Here is a 19,424-nt window from a genome sequence, read left to right on the forward strand (position 1 = left end):
GGTCAGTTCCCTCTCCCTCTGGGAGAGGGCTAGGGTGAGGGCCGCGCGGCTGACACACCTCACATCTCAAGATTGACCCACCCCGGCTTCGCCACCTCCGGCGCCACCGCTTTCACGGTTTTACCAGTAGCCAACTCAACCCGCCGAGCCACCTCCGGATCATCCGCAAACGGCGTCAGACTCGCCTCATCCAGACTCTCGGCCGTCTCGTGCCGCAGGCAGTACTCAACCGCCAGCCACAGAAACACCACGCCCAACACATTCAATAAAACATCGAACATGACCAGCTCCCTTGATCAGGCGATCTGCGCTTCACGATGGGCGAGTGCAACGTCGGCAACCCGCACCGTGCGCCACACGTTATAGGCCATCAGCAACATGCCGCTGAGGAAGAACACCCCGCCGGCAAAGCGCACGATGAACCCCGGATGACTGGCTTGCAGCGCTTCGACGAACGAATAGGTCAGCGTGCCGTCCTCGTTGATCGCCCGCCACATCAGGCCCTGAGTAATGCCGTTGACCCACATCGAAGCGATGTACAACACCGTGCCAATGGTCGCCAGCCAGAAGTGCAGGTTGATCAGCGGCGTACTGTGCATGCGCTCGCGGCCAAACACCTTGGGCACCATGTGATAGGTTGCGCCGAAGGTGATCATCGCCACCCAGCCCAGCGCCCCGGCGTGGACGTGGCCGATGGTCCAGTCGGTGTAGTGGGAGAGGGCATTGACGGTCTTGATCGCCATCATCGGCCCTTCGAAGGTCGACATGCCGTAAAACGCCAGCGACAAAACCAGGAAGCGCAGGATCGGGTCGGTGCGCAATTTATGCCACGCGCCGGAGAGGGTCATCATCCCGTTGATCATCCCGCCCCAGCTCGGCGCCAGCAGGATCAGCGACATCGCCATGCCCAGCGACTGCGCCCAGTCCGGCAGTGCGGTGTAATGCAAATGGTGCGGGCCGGCCCAGATGTACAGGGTGATCAGCGCCCAGAAATGCACGATCGACAACCGGTACGAATACACCGGCCGATTCACTTGCTTGGGCACGAAGTAGTACATCATCCCGAGGAACCCGGTGGTCAGGAAGAACCCCACCGCGTTGTGCCCGTACCACCATTGCACCATGGCGTCGGTGGCGCCGGAGTACACCGGATAGGACTTGAACCAGTCCACCGGAATCGACAGGTGATTGACCACGTGCAACATGGCGATCACCAGGATGAACGCGCCGAAGAACCAGTTGCCGACATAGATGTGCTTGGTCTTGCGCTGCACCACGGTGGTGAAAAACACCACGGCGTACGCGACCCAGACCACCGCCATCCACACCGCGCCGGAGAACTCGATCTCGGCGTATTCCTTGGTGGTGGTGTAGCCCAGCGGCAGGGTGACCAGCATGATCACGATCACCGATTGCCAGCCCCAAAAGGTGAAGGCTGCGAGTTTGTCCGAGTACAGCCGCACCTGGCAGGTACGCTGCACCGCGTAGTAGCTTGCGGCGAATTGCGCGCTGCCGGCGAAACCGAAAATCACCAGGCTCGTGTGCAACGGTCGCAAGCGGCCGAAGGTGGTCCAGGGCAGGTCCAGATTCATGTCCGGCCATACCAGTTGCGAGGCGATCCATACCCCCATCGCCATGCCCACGACACCCCAGAAAACAGTCGCGATGACGAATTGGCGGACGACCTTGTAGTTATAAGCCTGTCCGATTGTTGCTGTGCTCATGGTCAGTTCATCCACGGTTGCAAAGTCTTGCCAGGCCACCCGGTCTGGCTCGAACTGCACTGTAGAAACCCCACCGGAAACAAAACAGGCTCAGGAATTGATCATTTATGCGGATCAGATCCAGGCGCTGCCTGCGGCCATCTGCCGCGTCCTGATACGGTTTTTATGCGTTCAGGTGAATCTGTTGTGCACTGCGCCGTTCGTCCATAGTCGGGAAAAATCCTGTGGGAGCGGGCTTGCTCGCGAATGCGGAGTGTCAGCCAACAAGTCAGTTGCCTGACACTCCGCATTCGCGAGCAAGCCCGCTCCCACAGTTCTTGACCGCGATCAAAACTGATGAGGTAGCCGCTGCATGTACCAGTACGATGATTACGACCGGGCGCTGGTGTTCGAGCGCGTTGCGCAGTTTCGCGATCAGGTCGAGCGCTTCATGGCCGGGGAGTTGAGCGACGAGGAATTCCTGCCGCTGCGCCTGCAAAACGGCCTGTATATGCAAAAGCACGCGTACATGCTGCGGGTGGCGATTCCCTACGGCACTTTGAGCGCCGAGCAGATGCGCACACTGGCAAGCATCGCCCGGGACTACGACCGTGGTTACGGTCACTTCACCACCCGGCAGAACATGCAGTTCAACTGGATCGAACTGCACGAGGTGCCGGACATTCTCGAGCGTCTGGCGCAGGTCAACATGCATGCGATCCAGACCTCGGGCAATTGCGTGCGCAACATCACCACCGAAGCCTTCGCCGGAGTCGCGGCGGACGAGTTGATCGACCCGCGTCCGCTGGCGGAGATCCTGCGGCAATGGTCGACGATCAACCCGGAATTCCTGTTTCTGCCGCGCAAGTTCAAGATCGCCATCTGCTCGGCGAAGCAGGATCGCGCGGCGATCATGATGCACGACATCGGCCTCTACCTTTACCCCGGCCGTGACGGTCAGATGCTGCTGCGGGTGATCGTCGGCGGCGGTCTGGGGCGCACGCCTATCCTTGGATTGCAGATCCGCGACGGCCTGCCGTGGCAACACTTGCTGTCTTACGTCGAGGCGGTTTTGCGGGTCTACAACCGCCACGGCCGGCGCGACAACAAGTACAAGGCGCGGATCAAGATTCTGGTCAAGGCGCTGGGCATCGAGGCGTTCGCCAAAGAGGTCGAGGAGGAATGGCAACACCTCAAGGACGGCCCGGCGCAGTTGACCGAAGATGAATACCAGCGGGTCGCCAGTGCTTTCGTGCCGCCGAGCTACCAAGCGCTGGCGGGCACCGATCTGGATTTCGGCACGCACCTGGCGGAGAAACCGGCGTTCGCCCGTTGGGTCGCGCGCAACGTTCAGCCGCACAAAGTGCCGGGCTATACCAGCGTCGTGCTGTCGACCAAACCGGGCCTGGCCTCGCCGCCGGGGGACGTCACCGATGCGCAGATGCAGGCCGTGGCCGAGTGGTCCGAGCGCTTCGGTTTCGGCGAAATCCGCATCGCCCACGAGCAGAACATCGTCCTGCCGGATGTGCCCAAGTCCGAGCTGTATGCGTTGTGGCAACTGGCGAAAGAGCACGGGCTGGGCGCCGCCAACGTCGGCCTGCTGACCGACATCATTGCCTGCCCCGGCGGTGATTTCTGTGCGCTGGCCAACGCCAAGTCGATCCCGATTGCCCAGGCGATTCAGGCGCGGTTCGACAACCTCGATTACCTACACGACGTCGGTGACATCAGCCTGAACATTTCCGGCTGCATGAACGCCTGCGGCCATCACCACATCGGCAACATCGGGATTCTCGGCGTCGATAAAAACGGCAGCGAGTGGTACCAGATCACCCTCGGCGGGGCGCAGGGCAAGAACAGCGCACTGGGCAAGGTCATCGGCCCGTCGTTCAGCGCCGCCGAAGTGCCGCAGGTGATCGAGCGGATCATCGGCACCTTCGTGCGTTATCGCGAAGCTGAAGAATTGTTCGTCGATACCGTGGCGCGCATCGGACTGGAGCCGTTCAAGGAGCGGGTCTACCCGAAAGCGTTGGAGGCCTCGGTATGAACAATCTGCTGCGGATGGAGGCGAGTGGGGCGCGGATCGTGCTCGATGATCCATGGACGCTGATCCGCTCGCCTGAAACAGAGCCCAGCGCCGGGATGTTGATTCTGCCGCTGGCCCACTGGCTCGAATCGCCCTCGACCCATGCGGTCTGGCTCGGCCCGGACGACGGCGTCGAAAGCCTGCTGCCATGGCTGAGCTCGCTGCCACTGATCGCCCTCGACTTCCCGAGCTTTCGCGACGGCCGCGCCTACAGCCAGGCCTATCTGCTGCGCAGTCGTTTCGGCTGGAAAGGCGAGTTGCGGGCGATTGGCGACGTGCTGCGCGACCAGCTCAGCCACATGCGCCAGTGCGGTTTCGACAGCTTCGCCGTGCGCGAGGACAAGTCCGCCGAAGATGCGCTCAAGGGCCTGGCCGGGATGAGCGTGGTGTACGGGCGCTCGGTGATCGAGCCGCGACCGTTGTTCCGGCGCCGGTGATGCAGGGGAAACCCTTAGAACCCTGATGAATCGGGGATTTTTCCTTGGGTCGATGGTGGCCTTTTGGTAGAGTCCCCGTCGCCAGCGGGTTTTCGGCTGGACGACGGAACGAAGAAGGGAGTCTGATCAGTGAGTCCGGGCAAAAAAATTCTGGGCATCACCGCGTTGCTGCTGATGGTGACGCTGTGGGCCGGTTACATCTATGTATTCAACGAAAACCGTGGCGGTCAGCTCGGTGGTGTCGGCGAAAGCACCGCCTGGTGCGGCACGCCGCCGAACACCGAAGCGGCGCTGCTGGGCAAGGATCAACTGACCCTGCGCATCACCAACAACCTGCGCGGCGAGTTCATGCTCAGCGGCGCGGTGGTGGTCTCCGAGCGCACCTTCAACCGCTACGACCTGGGCCGCAACGAACTGCGACTGCGCCTGGAACCGTTGCAGTGGTCGTTTGGCGTCACGCCGATCTTCCTCGAACAGGTGAAAGTCCTGCCCCTGAGCCGCAACCTCGCCTCGACCGACAAGAGCGCGTTCGCCGAACTCGAATCGCGGCCGATCAGCGTCCAGGGCCGGGTCACCGAGTTTCCTTTCGACACCTATCGCTACGGCTACAAGCCAGTCCTGTATTACCTCAAGGGTAGCGAGCGCATCGACCTGCGCTTCAAGAACATCACCACGCTGATGGAGATGTCCAACACCTTCACGCCGATCCAGAAGTACAACCGCGCCGACTACATCAACGAGAAAAACTCGATGATCCGCGACGAGGACTACAAGGCCTACGGCCCCCACGAATGCGCGTTCAGCGTCGAGCGCAAAGGCTCGTTCAAGGTCGTGGTGCTGTTGATGCTGCTGGTGCTGTGCCTGCCGTTGCTGCTGGTGTTCTACCGCGATGAGCCGGGGATCGACTTCCTTGCCACGCTGGTGGGGATTGGCGTAGTGCGCACGGTGCTGGTGGGGCCGGTGCAGGATTTCCAGCTGTACAACATTGATTTTCTGTTCGGTGCGGCGATTTTGCTGGTGGGCACGGTGTCGCTGATCAAGGCGATGCGGGCCAACAGTCGGCGGGAGATGGCGTTGAGGAGTGGGGAGACTTCGAGCTGGTAGAAGAAAGCCTTGAGCGCCTGTGATGGTCCGGACCTTTCAAAGGTCCGGACCCGACGTTGCGCAATGTTGGGGTTTCTGAACGCAAACGGCGCGAATTTAGCTATACCTGTAACTCCCCCGACGCAATAAATTCGGCCTTCCGACAGGAGTTACAGCATGAAGCTAGCCGTAATGATGAGCACCCTGTGCATTGCCACGCTGGGCGTGGTGGGTTGCTCCAGCAAAACCGTCGCACCCGACGAGTACTCAGGCTTCCTCAAGGACTACAGCCAGTTGAGGGAGGCCAAATCCCCGTCGGGGGCCGAAGTGATGCGCTGGATCGACCCGAAAGTCGACATCGGCAAATTCACCAGCTTCTACGTCGAACCGACCCAGCTCTATCCCAAACCGCAACCTACCGTGAAGATTCCGCAGCAGACCCTTAACGGCATCACCAGCTATTACGATCAGGCGCTCAAGCGTGAACTGGGTAAATCCCTGCCACTGGCTTCAGGCCCCGGGCCTGGTGTGATCGTGGTACGCGCGGCGATCACCGCCGTGAGCAGCAAGACCGAAGGCCTGCATGCCTATGAAGTGATTCCGGTGGCATTGGTGGCGGCAGCGGTCAGTACCGCCAGCGGCATTCGTGATCAGGAAACCACGCTGGCGACCGAGGCGGTGTTCCTCGATGGCGGCACCAACAAGGTGGCGGCGCAGGTGGTGCGCAAAGGCACCGGCAAACCGCTGGAAAACGATTCGCAGGTGATGAAGGCCGATGACGTGAAAAGCGTGATCGATGGCTGGGCGGCGGATCTGCATCAGTCCTACCTCAAGCTCAAGGCCAAGTAAGACCGGCACGCCGGGTCGCCTCTGAGGACGATCCGGCGTGTGCACTGCGTCAGAAGCTGGCGCGGGCCAGGCGGTTGTAATGGCTGAGCAAGCCGTCGTAACGGCGGGTCACGGCATAGTAGTCCTCGCTCAAACGCTCGGGCTTGGCGTGGTTCTGCCAGTCGGCTTGCAGGGTGTTCAATGCTTCGAGATAGTTTTGCCCCGGCTCGCCGATGCGCAGCCACAGGTCCCGTGCGGCATCGGTCTTGTTCTGGAATCCACCCGTACGTGGTGCGAGGTAGGGTTCGCGACGGTTCCACGCCTGTTGCAGCTTTGCGGTGGTGTCGGCCAGCAATTTCGGAGTGAGGGTGCGGTTTTTCATCGCTTCGTCGAGCGCGTCGACGGTCTCCCGCGCCTGAATCATGTACGCCAGCAAATCCCAATGAATGTCCCTGCCCAGACGCGCTTCGATCAGTTTGAGCTGTTCGGCACGTTGCGCGGCGTCGAGCGACATCAGGCTTTGCCGCAGAGCGGTCGAGGCGCCGATGTACTCCTGTGACACACGCTCGATGGCAGCGAGTTCTCCAGAGGAGGGCTGTTGTGATCCGGAGATGAAGCTCGCCTCTCGGTAAAAACGCGTGGGGGCAATGGTGGTCGTGACGTGACTCAGCGCCCGGACGTACTCGTTCGCCTGTCGCGCCAGTTCAGGCTGCCAGGCCAACAGTTCGAGTTTTTCCGTGAGGTCCTGACCGCAGACATCGCGCTGAATGTCTCGCACATTGAACGCGTCGCTGTCGTCGAAATCATTGAGACTCTTCAACCAGCGCTGGTCGCGGGGCAAGGGCGGTTGAGGGTTCTTGTAGCGGTCGTAGGCCACTCGCCATTGCACGTCGATCCGGTTGACGCAGGCGATCACCGGGCTCAGCGCATTGGCCTGGGCGGTGATCGGCGCATCGCGCCCGTCCAGCCAGAGATCGAGCTGGAGGAAAGGGCGTGTCGCGCCCGTCAGCCCCATGATCACCAGCGCGAAGAAGATCCCGACGCAAAACATCACTCTGGTGGTCATGGGCGCGCCTCCTTGCCGTACCACTGTTCATCGGTGGCCGGTGCGCTGCATTCGGCGGTGGTGGCCGGCAAGCGGCTGCACAAACGTTCGGTCCAGGGTTGCAGGCCCTGATTGCGATTGACCGTGCCTTGGCTGGCGACCACTTTGAATACGCCGAGCACGAGGGCCAGCACCAGAATTCCGAGGATCGTCACGCCGACTTTCACGGCAGGTTGGTTCTCTTCCCAGGACACCCGTGGCCTGGACTGCCAGCGCCGCACCAGTCCGAAGGTCGCCAGGGTCAAGGCATACACCCCGCCGGCAATCGGGCCGAAAAACCAGCTGAGCCCGGCCACCATCAACGCGCCGGGCACCAGGTCGCGCAACACGCCGAACGGCGGCGAGTCTTTGAGAGCACCGGGGCAAAGGCTTGCACTGAGCCGGTCATCCAGCCGCCATACACGATGAGCAACGTTGTGCACCAACCAATTGAGCCCGGCCACGATCACGCCGAACACCACGGTCGAGATCATGACGATATTGATCAGCCCGCTGAGGCGCAGGCCCAGCGGAATGTAATGGGTGAACGAGCCGATCAGGCAGGCCAGCACAACGCCCACATACGTCGGCCAGTCATTAAAGCTCAGTTCCCAGCTTTGCCAGAAAAACGCCGTGCCGCCGGGCATCTGCGCGCAGACCTTGGGGTGATTGGCGTACAGCTCAGAGCTCAGTTTCCGGCACTGCGCCCAGTCTTCTTCGCGCAGGCGTCGGGCCAGTGCGCGGCGGGCGCTGAACGAGCCGGTGCCCAGCAGCAGGCGGGCGGCGCGGTGTTCGGGGGTGGCGGCGGGCTCCGTGGCCAGTTGTTGCTGGTGAGCCAGGAAAAGCGGCGCATTTTGTCGAGCCAGCAGGCGTTGCCATTCGCCGTCAGGGCAGGGATTTCCCGTGCAGCCGTGCCAGCCTTGACCGGCGCGCACCCGTTCGAAAATCTCGGGAGACCAGACCGGGGCATCCAGCAGTAAATGGCTGAGCATCCGGTTGAACCATTCCTGTTGCAGTGCAATCGCGAGCCAGTTGTGCTCCCCGCAACGCTCGTAGGCCTGGAGGAAACCTTCAACGTCTTCGCGTTCAAGGGCATCGTGCATCGGTTGCACAATGCGCGCGCGTTGTCGATCCAGCAACAGGTCTATCGATATGTGGTCGAGTTCGAGGCGTTGCCAGGCGCTGAACCAGAAGAAAGTCGGGATGGCCCATTCCACCAGCGTCTGCGAAGTCTCGGGGTGTTCAATGCAATGATGCAGCACCGTGTCTTCGAAGAAATGCGCGCAACCCTGTTCGAGGGTGACGGCATGGCGATGATTCAGCTCTTCAACGCTGAGCCCGTCCAGCGAACGGGTCGCCAGTTGCAGGGCATCGACCTCGACCACGGTCAGGCCGCTCAGGTCCCAGGATTCTTTAATACCCTGTTCCTGCTCTTCATCCTGATTCTGCTCGTGATACTGCTGCCATTCCTTGTAGGCCAGCGCCTGCTCATAAGCATCGCGCAGCCGCTGGAAACCCTCGGGGTCGTCGTCGGGGCGGGTCTGTTTGAGCAGGACGGCATATTGGCGTTTGATGGTGCGCACATCGGCGTCGGCCGACAGGCCAAGGACGGTCCAGCAACTCATTGCGATGACAACTCCATAAAAAACGCGACGCGATCCAGTGGTGGCATTGTGATGTTGCGCACCCTACCTGTTTCGCGTCGAAAAGTCCCCGTGTCTCGCTCAGTCGTCACCGGCCTTACGGAAATGCTGACGTGCTCGATTCGGGGCTTCAGTGTTTTTTGGCTTGCTCGCGTATGCGTTCTTCCTGCTCGCGCAGTTCCGGGGTGAACTCGGCGCCGAAATCTTCCGCGCTGAACACTTGGCGAATCTCGATTTCCGATTCAGTGCCCGGCATGGGATTCGGGCAGCGCTTGACCCACTCGATGGCTTCCTCTTTGGACTTGACGTCCCAGATCCAGTAGCCGGCGATCAGCTCTTTGGTCTCGGCAAACGGGCCGTCGATCACGCTACGTTTTTCGCCACTGAAACGTACGCGGGCGCCTTTGCTGCTGGGGTGCAAACCGTCGGCTGAAACCAGGATGCCGGCCTTGGCCAATTCTTCGTTGTAGTTGCCCATGTCGGTCAGCAACTGTTCGCTGGGCATCACGCCGGCTTCGGAATCGTGGCTGGCTTTGACAATGATCATGAAGCGCATGGTGTTTCTCCGCAGGTGAGTGGGGGATTCATGGCTTAGTCGAACGGCCGGGGTCTTAATCGACAGGTCGTTAAAGAAAAGATGCAGACTCGTGTTTTAACAAGCATCACCCTCATTGAGAGCGGGGACTTGGAGGGACTGGAGAGCGTGTATCCAGTTTTGTGTGCCAGCACATGACAATTTCAGTCCAGGCATAGGTCGTCGGACAATTTCGTGGTTAACTTCTGCCTCTTGCATGCTTTCCCAACAACGTTAAGAAGGACTCCGTTCATGGCTCAAGTCACGCTCAAAGGCAACCCGGTTCAAGTCAACGGCCAACTGCCACAAGCCGGTTCCAAGGCGCCAGCCTTTTCCCTGGTAGCCGGCAATCTGTCCGACGTCACCCTGAAAGACTTCGCCGGCAAGCGCAAAGTGCTGAACATTTTCCCAAGCGTCGACACCCCGACCTGCGCCACCTCCGTGCGCAAGTTCAACGCTCAAGCCAACGACATCAGCAACACCGTGGTGCTGTGCATCTCGGCTGACCTGCCGTTCGCCCAGGCTCGCTTCTGCGGCGCCGAAGGCCTGGAGAACGTACAAAACCTGTCGACCCTGCGCGGCACCGAGTTCCTCGAGAACTACGGCGTGGCCATCTCTGACGGCCCGCTGAAAGGCCTGACCGCCCGTGCGGTGGTTGTACTGGACGAAAACGACAATGTCCTGCACAGCGAACTGGTCAAGGAAATTGCCGAAGAGCCTAACTACGAAGCGGCGCTGTCCGTTCTCAAGTAAGCGCTTTTACAATTGTTAACGGCCTGGCTCTGTCCAGGCCGTTTTCATTTGTGTATCAGTGTTTTGCCTCACACCTTGAAACGTAAGTGGAAGGTAAATTGCCGGTAAAGCTGCTTTGCTAAATCCCCACCAGTGCTTATCGTTCAGCCTCCCGTAAAAGAAGCCCACGCGCCCAATGGTTAATCACTCCATGCAATCGTCTTCCCGAAACTCCCGTCGCTGGCTGCTGAGCCTGCTTGTCCTGCTGGTCATTGCCGGTCTGTGCTGGAAATTCTGGCCCGCTGGTTCGGCCCACAAGGAGGGAGGCGAGAAGGCGCAGGCCGGCCATACCGGCCGTTCGGGGATGATGCGTCCGGGCTTCGGCGGCGCGGCGGGGCCGATTCCGGTGCGCGTGGCGCCGGCGGTCACCGGGGACTTCCCGCTGTACTACAAGGCCCTGGGCACGGTCACGGCGCTCAACACCATCAATGTGCGCAGCCGGGTCGGCGGCGAACTGGTGAAGATTTATTTCGAGGAAGGGCAGATGGTCAAGGCCGGCGACCTGTTGGCGGAGATCGACCCGCGCCCCTACCAGAACGCCTTGCTCCAGGCTGAAGGCACCTTGCTGCAGAACCAGGCGCAATTGAAAAACGCTCAGGTCGACGTCGAACGCTATCGCGGCCTGTACAAGGAAGACAGCATCGCCAAGCAGACACTGGACACCGCCGAAGCGCTGGTCGGCCAATACCTCGGCACCGTGAAAACCAATCAGGCGGCGGTCAACGACGCCAAGCTCAATCTCGAATTCACCAAGATCCGCGCACCGATTGCCGGTCGCGTCGGCCTGCGTCAGCTCGACGTCGGCAACCTCGTGGCGGCCAACGACACGACCTCCCTGGCGGTCATCACCCAGACCCAACCGATCAGCGTCGCCTTCACCCTGCCGGAAAACAGCCTGGAAACCGTGCTCGCCCGCTACCGCAGCGGCGCCAAACTGCCGGCCGAGGCCTGGGATCGTGGCGATACCAAACTGCAGGCCACCGGTGTGCTGCAAAGTCTCGACAACCAGATCGACGTGACCACCGGCACCCTTAAATTCAAGGCGCGCTACGAGAACCGCGATCAGTCGCTGTTCCCCAACCAGTTCGTCAACGTTCACCTGCTGGCCGACACGTTGAAAGGTGTGGTGCTGGCTCCGTCGGCTGCCATCCAGTTCGGCACCAACGGCACCTTCGTTTACGCGCTGGACGGCGACAAGAAAGTCACCATCCGCCAATTGAAGATCGGTGCCAGCGACGGCGAAAACACGGTAGTCACCGAAGGTCTGGCCGCCGGCGACCGGGTGGTGCTGGAAGGCACCGACCGTCTGAAGGAAGGCAGCGAAGTGGAAGTGGTCAACGACAGCAAGGATGTGCCGACCACTCCGACCGAGCACCTGCAAGGCAAGTCAGCCGCCACCGCGCCTGACGCCGCCGTCACTGACAAGGCCAAGAAGGGCGCATGAACATTTCGCGTCTGTTCATCCTTCGCCCGGTCGCCACCACGCTGAGCATGCTGGCCATCGTGCTGGCCGGTCTGATCGCCTATCGCCTGCTGCCGGTTTCGGCTCTGCCGCAGGTGGATTACCCGACCATCCGCGTCATGACCCTTTATCCGGGCGCCAGTCCGGACGTGATGACCAGTGCCGTCACCGCGCCGCTTGAGCGCCAGTTCGGGCAGATGCCGGGCCTGACGCAAATGGCCTCGACCAGTTCCGGCGGTGCCTCGGTGCTGACCCTGCGGTTCAGCCTCGACATCAACATGGACGTCGCCGAACAGCAGGTGCAGGCCGCGATCAACGCCGCGACCAACCTGTTGCCGACCGACTTGCCCGCGCCGCCGGTGTACAACAAGGTCAACCCGGCGGACACCCCGGTGCTGACCCTGGCCATCACCTCGAAAACCATGCTGCTGCCCAAACTCAATGACCTGGTCGACACGCGCATGGCGCAGAAGATCGCCCAGATCAGCGGCGTCGGCATGGTCAGCATTGCCGGCGGCCAGCGTCAGGCGGTACGGATCAAGGTCAACCCTGAGGCGCTCGCGGCCAACGGCCTGAACCTGTCGGACGTGCGCACGCTGATCAGTGCGTCCAACGTCAACCAGCCCAAGGGCAACTTCGACGGCCCGACCCGGGTGTCGATGCTCGACGCCAATGACCAACTGACGTCGCCCAAGGATTACGCCAACCTGATCCTGGCCTATGCTAACGGCGCACCGCTGCGGCTCAAGGATGTCGCGCAGATTGTCGACGGCGCCGAGAACGAGCGTCTGGCGGCGTGGGCCAACCAGAACCAGGCCGTTCTGTTGAACATTCAGCGTCAGCCGGGCGCCAACGTGATCGAGGTGGTTGACCGGATCAAGGCGCTGCTGCCGAGCATCACCGACAACCTGCCGGCCGGTCTCGACGTCGTCGTGCTGACCGACCGCACCCAGACCATCCGCGCTTCCGTCACCGACGTGCAACATGAATTGCTGATCGCCATCGCACTGGTAGTGATGGTGACGTTCCTGTTCCTACGGCGTGCCAGTGCGACCATCATTCCGTCGGTGGCCGTGCCGCTGTCGCTGATCGGTACGTTCGGCGTGATGTACCTCGCCGGCTTCTCGGTCAACAACCTGACGCTGATGGCACTGACCATCGCCACCGGTTTCGTGGTCGACGATGCGATCGTGATGCTGGAAAACATCGCGCGTTTCATCGAGGAGGGCGACAGCCCGATGCAGGCGGCGCTCAAGGGCGCGAAACAGATCGGTTTCACCCTGATTTCCCTGACCCTGTCGCTGATCGCGGTACTGATTCCGTTGCTGTTCATGGCCGACGTCGTGGGGCGGTTGTTCCGCGAATTCGCCATCACCCTGGCGGTGGCGATCCTGATTTCCCTGGTGGTCTCGCTGACCCTGACGCCGATGATGTGCGCGCGTCTGCTCAAGCGTGAGCCGGAAGCACATGAGCAGGGCCGTTTCTACCGTGCCAGTGGCGCGTTCATCGACTGGATGATTGCCGCTTACGGGCGCAAGTTGCAGTGGGTGCTCAAGCACCAGCCGCTGACCCTGCTGGTGGCCATCGGCACGCTGGCCCTCACCGTGTTCCTTTATATGGTGGTGCCCAAGGGCTTCTTCCCGGTGCAGGACACCGGGGTGATCCAGGGCATTTCCGAAGCACCGCAGTCGATTTCTTTCGCGGCGATGGGCGAGCGTCAGCAGGCGCTGGCCAAGGTGATTCTGGAAGATCCGGCGGTGGAAAGCCTGTCGTCCTACATCGGGGTCGACGGTGACAACGCCACGCTCAACAGCGGCCGGCTGCTGATCAACCTCAAGCCCCATGGCCAGCGTGATCTGACCGCTACCGAAGTGATTGCCCGCCTGCAGCCGCAGCTGGACAAGCTTGTGGGCATCCGTCTGTTCATGCAGCCGGTGCAGGACCTGACCATCGAAGACCGCGTCAGCCGCACCCAGTATCAGTTCAGCATGTCGTCGCCGGATTCCGAATTGCTCAGTCAGTGGAGCGGCCGCCTGGTCGAAGCACTGGCCCAGCGCCCGGAGCTGACCGACGTCGCCAGTGACTTGCAGGACAAGGGTTTGCAGGTGTTCCTGGTGATCGACCGCGACGCCGCTTCACGGCTGGGCGTGTCGGTGTCGAATATCACCGATGCGCTGTACGACGCGTTCGGCCAGCGGCAGATCTCGACCATCTACACCCAGGCCAGCCAGTACCGCGTGGTGCTGCAGGCTCAGGCCGGAGAGAGGATCGGCCCGCAGGCGCTGGATCAGATTCACGTCAAGACCACCGATGGTGGTCAGGTGCGGTTGTCGAGTCTGGCCCATGTCGAGGAGCGGCAGGCGCAACTGGCGATTACCCACATCGGCCAATTCCCGGCGGTGATGATGTCATTCAACCTCGCACCGGGCGTGGCGCTGGGGCATGCGGTGGACATCATCGAACAGGTGCAGAAGGACATCGGCATGCCGATCGGCGTGCAGACCCAGTTCCAGGGCGCCGCCGAAGCGTTCCAGGCGTCGTTGTCGAGCACCTTGCTGCTGATTCTGGCGGCGGTGGTGACCATGTACATCGTGCTCGGCGTGCTCTACGAGAGCTACATTCACCCGATCACCATTCTGTCGACCTTGCCGTCGGCGGCGGTTGGGGCGTTGCTGGCGTTGCTGCTCAGTGGCAATGATCTGGGGATGATCGCGATCATCGGCATCATTCTGCTGATCGGTATCGTGAAGAAGAACGCGATCATGATGATCGACTTCGCCCTCGACGCCGAACGCACCCAGGGCATGGCGCCGGAGCAGGCGATCTATCAGGCGGCGCTGTTGCGCTTCCGGCCGATTCTGATGACGACGCTGGCGGCGCTGTTCGGTGCGGTGCCGCTGATGCTGGCTACCGGTTCCGGCGCTGAGTTGCGTCAACCGCTGGGGCTGGTGATGGTCGGCGGGTTGCTGGTGAGTCAGGTGCTGACGCTGTTCACCACCCCGGTGATCTACCTGTACTTCGATCGTCTCGGCCGGCGCTGGGGCCGTGCTCCTTCGGCCGTGGAGCCGGTGGAACAGCCATGAACCTGTCCGGTCCTTTCATCAAGCGCCCGGTGGCGACCATGCTCCTGAGCCTGGCGATCATGCTGCTGGGCGGTGTGAGCTTCGGTCTGCTGCCGGTGTCGCCGCTGCCGCAAATGGACTTCCCGGTGATCGTGGTGCAGGCGAGCCTGCCCGGCGCCAGTCCGGAAGTCATGGCGTCTACCGTGGCCACGCCGCTGGAGCGCTCGTTCGGCGCCATCGCCGGCGTCAACACCATGAGCAGCCGCTCCAGCCAGGGCTCGACCCGGGTGATTCTGCAGTTCGACCTCGACCGCGACATCAACGGCGCGGCGCGGGAAGTGCAAGCGGCGATCAACGCCTCGCGCAACCTGCTGCCGAGCGGGATGCGCAGCATGCCGACCTACAAAAAGGTCAACCCGTCGCAGGCACCGATCATGGTGCTGTCGCTGACCTCGGATGTGCTGGAAAAAGGCCAGCTCTATGACCTGGCGTCGACCATCCTGTCCCAGAGCCTGTCCCAGGTGCAGGGCGTCGGTGAAGTACAGATCGGCGGCAGCTCTTTGCCGGCGGTGCGCATCGAACTCGAGCCCCAGGCGCTGAACCAGTACGGCGTGGCACTGGACGATGTGCGCAAGACTATCGCCGAAGCCAATGTGCGCCGGCCCAAGGGCTCGGTCGAAGACGACCAGCGTCTGTGGCAGATCCAGGCCAACGACCAGTTGGAGAAAGCCAAGGATTACGAATCGCTGATCATCCACTACAACGGCGGGGCGGCCCTGCGTCTGAAGGACGTGGCCAAGGTCAGCGACGGCGTGGAAGACCGCTACAACAGCGGTTTCTTCAACGATGACGCGGCTGTGCTGCTGGTGATCAACCGCCAGGCCGGCGCCAACATCATCGAGACGGTCAACGAGATCAAGGCGCAGTTGCCGGCGTTGCAGGCGGTGCTGCCGGCCAGCGTCAAACTGAACCTGGCGATGGATCGCTCGCCGGTGATCAAGGCCACGCTGCACGAAGCGGAAATGACCCTGCTGATCGCCGTCGCGCTGGTGATTCTGGTGGTGTTCCTGTTTCTCGGCAATTTCCGTGCGTCCCTGATTCCGACGTTGGCGGTGCCGGTGTCGCTGGTCGGCACCTTTGCGGTGATGTACCTCTACGGATTCTCGCTGAACAACCTGTCGCTGATGGCGCTGATTCTCGCCACCGGGCTGGTGGTCGACGATGCCATCGTGGTGCTGGAGAACATTTCCCGGCACATCGACGAAGGCGTCAAACCGATGAAGGCCGCGTACCTCGGGGCCAAGGAAGTCGGATTCACCTTGCTGTCGATGAACGTCTCGCTGGTGGCGGTGTTCCTGTCGATCCTGTTCATGGGCGGGATCATCGAAAGCCTGTTCCGCGAGTTTTCCATCACCCTGGCCGCGTCCATTGTGGTGTCGCTGGTGGTTTCCCTGACGCTGACCCCGATGCTCTGCGCCCGCTGGCTCAAACCCCATACGCCGGGGGAGGAAAACCGCCTGCAACGCTGGAGCCGCCGCACCAACGATTGGATGGTCGGCAAATACGCCACCAGCCTCGATTGGGTGTTGCGTCATCGGCGCCTGACCTTGCTGAGCCTGATCATCACCGTCGGGGTGAACGTCGCCCTCTATGTGGTGGTGCCGAAAACCTTCATGCCGCAGCAGGACACCGGCCAGTTGATCGGTTTCGTGCGCGGTGACGACGGTCTGTCGTTCAGCGTGATGCAGCCGAAAATGGAAGTCTTCCGCCGCGCCGTGCTCAAGGACGAAGCGGTGGAGAGTGTGGCCGGGTTCATTGGTGGCACCAACGGCACCAACAACGCCTTCATGCTGGTACGCCTGAAGCCGATCAAGGAACGCAACCTGTCGGCGCAGAAAGTCATCGAGCGCCTGCGCAAGGAAATGCCCAAGGTGGCCGGTGCGCAGTTGATGCTGATGGCCGACCAGGACCTGCAATTTGGCGGCGGCCGCGAGCAGACCACTTCGCAGTACAGCTACATTCTGCAAAGCGGTGATCTGGGTGAGTTGCGCGAGTGGTACCCGAAAGTGGTCACCGCGCTGCGGGCCTTGCCCGAGCTGACCGCCATCGACGCCCGCGAAGGCGCGGGTGCGCAGCAGGTGACATTGATCGTCGACCGCGATCAGGCCAAACGCCTGGGCGTGGACATGGAAATGGTCACTGCGGTGCTTAACAACGCCTACAGCCAGCGGCAGATTTCCACGATCTACGACAGCCTCAACCAGTATCAGGTGGTGATGGAGGTCAATCCGAAATACGCCCAGGACCCGGTGACGCTCAAGCAGGTCCAGGTGATCACCGCCGACGGTGCACGAATTCCGCTGTCGACCTTCGCTCATTATGAAAACAGCCTGGAAGACGACCGGGTCAGCCACGAAGGCCAGTTTGCTTCCGAGAGCATTTCCTTCGACATGGCCGAAGGCGTGACGGTGGAGCAGGGCAGTGCCGCCATCGAACGGGCGATTGCCAAGCTCGGTCTGCCGGAAGACGTGATCGTGAAAATGGCCGGCACCGCCGATGCCTTCGCCGCTACCCAGAAGAGCCAGCCGTTCATGATCCTCGGTGCGCTGCTGGCGGTGTATCTGGTGCTGGGCGTGCTGTATGAAAGCTACATTCACCCGCTGACGATTCTGTCGACGCTGCCTTCGGCCGGGGTCGGTGCCTTGCTGTCGATCTATGTGCTGGGCGGCGAGTTCAGCCTGATCTCGCTGCTCGGATTGTTCCTGCTGATCGGCGTGGTGAAGAAGAACGCGATCCTGATGATCGACCTGGCGCTGCAACTGGAGCGTCATCACGGCATGGCGCCGCTGGAGTCGATCCGCAGCGCCTGTCTGCAACGTTTGCGGCCGATCCTGATGACCACGCTGGCGGCGATCCTCGGCGCCTTGCCGTTGCTGCTCAGCCGTGCCGAAGGCGCGGAAATGCGCCAGCCGCTGGGCCTGACCATCATCGGCGGGCTGATTTTCAGCCAGGTGCTGACCCTTTACACCACGCCTGTGGTTTACCTCTATCTCGACAAGTTGCGCCATCGTTTCAACAAATGGCGTGGCGTGCGCACCGATGCCGCTCTGGAAACTCCGCTATGACTGACCGTTCGCTTATCAATCTGGCCACTGTCCGCGGCTCGCGCCTGCTGAGCCTGTCTCTGTGCGTGGCGATGCTCAGTGCCTGCGCCGTCGGCCCGGACTACCAGCGCCCGCAGACCGCCGAAATCGCTCAGTACAAGGAAGCCGAAGGCTGGCGTCAGGCCAACCCGAGCGATTCCCTGGCGCGCGGCGCGTGGTGGGAGCTGTATGGCGACCGCCAGCTCAACCAGCTGATCGAGAAACTCAACAGCTCCAACCAGACCGTCGCCCAGTCCGAGGCCCAGTACCGTCAGGCCCAGGCCTTGGTGCGCAGCGCGCGCGGCGCGTTTTATCCGAGTATTGATCTGAGTGCCGGCAAGACCCGTTCCAGTCAGGGTACCGGTAGCAGCAGTTCGAGCCTGAGCAGTTCCTCCAGCGGTATTCGTGACACCTACAACGCGCAACTGGGCGTGAGTTGGGAAGCGGATGTCTGGGGCAAGTTGCGTCGCGGCCTGGAAGCCAATGAGGCTAGCGCCCAGGCGAGCTATGCCGATCTGGCGGCGATGCGTTTGAGCCAGCAATCCGAGCTGGTGCAGAACTACCTACAATTGCGGGTGATCGATCAGCAGAAACGCCTGCTCGAATCGACAGTGGCGGCTTACGAGCGCTCGTTGAAAATGACCATGAACCAGTACAACGCCGGGGTTTCCGGGCGGGACGCGGTGGCGCAGGCGCAGACCCAGCTGAAAACCACCCAGGGCGATCTGGTGGACCTGATCTGGCAACGGGCGCAGTTCGAAAATGCCATCGCGGTACTGACCGGCCAGCCGCCGGCCGAATTCAATATTGCCGAGACCCAGGACATTCCCAAGCTGCCGCAAATTCCGCTGAGCCTGCCGTCGCAGTTGCTCGAGCGCCGCCCGGACATCGCCTCGGCGGAGCGCTCGGTGATTGCCGCCAACGCCAACATCGGCGTGGCCAAGGCCGCGTATTACCCCGACTTCAGCCTGAGCATGAGCGGCGGCTACAGCAGCAGTACCTCGCAGAATCTGATCAGCCTGCCGAACCGCTTCTGGTCGGTCGGGCCGAAAATGACCCTGCCGCTGTTCGACGGCGGCATCCGCTCGGCCGAAGTCGACCGCACCGAAGCCGTGTACGACCAGACCGTGGCCAAATACCGCCAGACCGTGCTCGACGGTTTCCGCGAGGTGGAAAACTACCTGGTGCAGTTGAAGGTGTACGAAGACGAAGCGGTTGTGCGCCAAGAAGCCCTCGATGCGGCACGGGATTCGTTGCGTCTGACCGAAAACCAGTACAAGGCCGGGGTGATTGCTTATCTCGATGTGGTGACGGTGCAGGCGACGGCGTTGAGCAACGAGCGCAGTGTGTTGAACGTGTTGCAGAGCCGTTTGATCGCCAGCGTGCAGTTGATTGCGGCGCTGGGCGGTGGTTGGGATGGGCAGTTGGAAACCACTGATAACCGCTAGCCTGTTGATCGTTCCCACGTCGAGGCGTCGAACCGTCCGCGTGGGAATCCCTCAACGGACGCTCCGCGTTCGGCTTTGG

14 protein-coding genes are annotated in these 19,424 nt (G+C 61.7%); 9 read left to right on the forward strand and 5 right to left on the reverse strand.

All coding sequences use genetic code 11. From position 1 onward, the window contains the following. Positions 1 to 59: 59 nt before the first annotated feature. Together L6D74_RS22810 and ccoN are read right to left on the reverse strand one after the other, a co-directional pair. Entirely contained in the window at positions 60 to 281 is a 222-nt protein-coding gene (locus tag L6D74_RS22810; protein ID WP_064596255.1) for a hypothetical protein, read from the reverse strand. Positions 282 to 296: 15 nt separating this feature from the next. After that, complete coding sequence (gene ccoN, locus L6D74_RS22815) at positions 297 to 1,724, reverse strand: cytochrome-c oxidase, cbb3-type subunit I (RefSeq protein WP_236190478.1); 1,428 nt, start codon at positions 1,722 to 1,724, stop codon at positions 297 to 299. Between the two features lie 352 nt (positions 1,725 to 2,076). Here ccoN and L6D74_RS22820 point away from each other — a divergent pair, with 352 nt between their 5' ends. From L6D74_RS22820 to L6D74_RS22835, 4 genes are all read left to right on the forward strand, one after another. Continuing rightward, a complete protein-coding gene (locus L6D74_RS22820) occupies positions 2,077 to 3,750 on the forward strand; it encodes a nitrite/sulfite reductase (protein WP_236190479.1) in 1,674 nt (557 codons plus the stop codon). Next, positions 3,747 to 4,226, forward strand: coding sequence for a DUF934 domain-containing protein (locus tag L6D74_RS22825; RefSeq protein WP_236190481.1), 480 nt, complete (start codon positions 3,747 to 3,749; stop codon positions 4,224 to 4,226). The genes L6D74_RS22820 and L6D74_RS22825 overlap by 4 nt, the downstream gene beginning before the upstream one ends. Positions 4,227 to 4,355: 129 nt before the next feature. Then, a complete protein-coding gene (locus tag L6D74_RS22830) occupies positions 4,356 to 5,330 on the forward strand; it encodes a hypothetical protein (protein WP_064381826.1) in 975 nt (324 codons plus the stop codon). Positions 5,331 to 5,486: 156 nt separating this feature from the next. Beyond that, positions 5,487 to 6,158, forward strand: coding sequence for a DUF3313 domain-containing protein (locus L6D74_RS22835; RefSeq protein WP_064596259.1), 672 nt, complete (start codon positions 5,487 to 5,489; stop codon positions 6,156 to 6,158). A 49-nt stretch (positions 6,159 to 6,207) separates the two neighbouring features. Here L6D74_RS22835 and L6D74_RS22840 read toward each other — a convergent pair whose 3' ends face one another. The 3 genes from L6D74_RS22840 to L6D74_RS22850 form a co-directional block, all read right to left on the reverse strand. After that, complete coding sequence (locus L6D74_RS22840; RefSeq protein WP_236190483.1) at positions 6,208 to 7,203, reverse strand: DUF3829 domain-containing protein; 996 nt, start codon at positions 7,201 to 7,203, stop codon at positions 6,208 to 6,210. After that, positions 7,200 to 8,846 (reverse strand): J domain-containing protein, encoded by a 1,647-nt coding sequence (locus L6D74_RS22845; RefSeq protein WP_236190485.1) that lies wholly within the window; start codon positions 8,844 to 8,846, stop codon positions 7,200 to 7,202. Before L6D74_RS22845 ends, L6D74_RS22840 begins: the two co-directional genes overlap by 4 nt. A gap of 148 nt (positions 8,847 to 8,994) precedes the next feature. Then, a complete protein-coding gene (locus L6D74_RS22850) occupies positions 8,995 to 9,420 on the reverse strand; it encodes a YciI family protein (RefSeq protein ID WP_064596264.1) in 426 nt (141 codons plus the stop codon). A gap of 270 nt (positions 9,421 to 9,690) precedes the next feature. Here L6D74_RS22850 and tpx point away from each other — a divergent pair, with 270 nt between their 5' ends. From tpx to L6D74_RS22875, 5 genes are all read left to right on the forward strand, one after another. Continuing rightward, positions 9,691 to 10,191 carry a thiol peroxidase gene (tpx, locus tag L6D74_RS22855; RefSeq protein WP_102686276.1) on the forward strand — a complete coding sequence of 167 codons (501 nt, stop codon included), beginning with the start codon at positions 9,691 to 9,693 and terminating at the stop codon, positions 10,189 to 10,191. Between the two features lie 175 nt (positions 10,192 to 10,366). Further along, positions 10,367 to 11,674: an MdtA/MuxA family multidrug efflux RND transporter periplasmic adaptor subunit gene (locus L6D74_RS22860; RefSeq protein WP_064596267.1), complete on the forward strand. Its 1,308-nt coding sequence runs from the start codon at positions 10,367 to 10,369 to the stop codon at positions 11,672 to 11,674. Next, complete coding sequence (locus L6D74_RS22865; protein ID WP_236190487.1) at positions 11,671 to 14,775, forward strand: MdtB/MuxB family multidrug efflux RND transporter permease subunit; 3,105 nt, start codon at positions 11,671 to 11,673, stop codon at positions 14,773 to 14,775. Before L6D74_RS22860 ends, L6D74_RS22865 begins: the two co-directional genes overlap by 4 nt. Further along, positions 14,772 to 17,879 carry an efflux RND transporter permease subunit gene (locus L6D74_RS22870; RefSeq protein WP_236190489.1) on the forward strand — a complete coding sequence of 1,036 codons (3,108 nt, stop codon included), beginning with the start codon at positions 14,772 to 14,774 and terminating at the stop codon, positions 17,877 to 17,879. Before L6D74_RS22865 ends, L6D74_RS22870 begins: the two co-directional genes overlap by 4 nt. Beyond that, on the forward strand, positions 17,876 to 19,345 hold the full coding sequence (locus L6D74_RS22875) for an efflux transporter outer membrane subunit (protein WP_103387329.1): 1,470 nt from the start codon (positions 17,876 to 17,878) through the stop codon (positions 19,343 to 19,345). Before L6D74_RS22870 ends, L6D74_RS22875 begins: the two co-directional genes overlap by 4 nt. Positions 19,346 to 19,424 lie beyond the last annotated feature (79 nt).

This window comes from Pseudomonas pharyngis (genome assembly GCF_021602345.1).
Lineage (GTDB): Bacteria > Pseudomonadota > Gammaproteobacteria > Pseudomonadales > Pseudomonadaceae > Aquipseudomonas > Aquipseudomonas pharyngis.

Coding starts and splice junctions, on each gene's coding strand:
- L6D74_RS22825 (WP_236190481.1), top strand. CDS start 3,747: ATGAACAATCTGCTGCGGATGGAGGCGAGTGGGGCGCGGATCGTGCTC.
- L6D74_RS22875 (WP_103387329.1), top strand. CDS start 17,876: ATGACTGACCGTTCGCTTATCAATCTGGCCACTGTCCGCGGCTCGCGC.
- L6D74_RS22850 (WP_064596264.1), bottom strand. CDS start 9,420: ATGCGCTTCATGATCATTGTCAAAGCCAGCCACGATTCCGAAGCCGGC.
- L6D74_RS22865 (WP_236190487.1), top strand. CDS start 11,671: ATGAACATTTCGCGTCTGTTCATCCTTCGCCCGGTCGCCACCACGCTG.
- L6D74_RS22820 (WP_236190479.1), top strand. CDS start 2,077: ATGTACCAGTACGATGATTACGACCGGGCGCTGGTGTTCGAGCGCGTT.
- L6D74_RS22860 (WP_064596267.1), top strand. CDS start 10,367: ATGGTTAATCACTCCATGCAATCGTCTTCCCGAAACTCCCGTCGCTGG.
- L6D74_RS22835 (WP_064596259.1), top strand. CDS start 5,487: ATGAAGCTAGCCGTAATGATGAGCACCCTGTGCATTGCCACGCTGGGC.
- L6D74_RS22870 (WP_236190489.1), top strand. CDS start 14,772: ATGAACCTGTCCGGTCCTTTCATCAAGCGCCCGGTGGCGACCATGCTC.
- L6D74_RS22840 (WP_236190483.1), bottom strand. CDS start 7,203: ATGACCACCAGAGTGATGTTTTGCGTCGGGATCTTCTTCGCGCTGGTG.
- L6D74_RS22845 (WP_236190485.1), bottom strand. CDS start 8,846: ATGAGTTGCTGGACCGTCCTTGGCCTGTCGGCCGACGCCGATGTGCGC.
- tpx (WP_102686276.1), top strand. CDS start 9,691: ATGGCTCAAGTCACGCTCAAAGGCAACCCGGTTCAAGTCAACGGCCAA.
- ccoN (WP_236190478.1), bottom strand. CDS start 1,724: ATGAGCACAGCAACAATCGGACAGGCTTATAACTACAAGGTCGTCCGC.
- L6D74_RS22810 (WP_064596255.1), bottom strand. CDS start 281: ATGTTCGATGTTTTATTGAATGTGTTGGGCGTGGTGTTTCTGTGGCTG.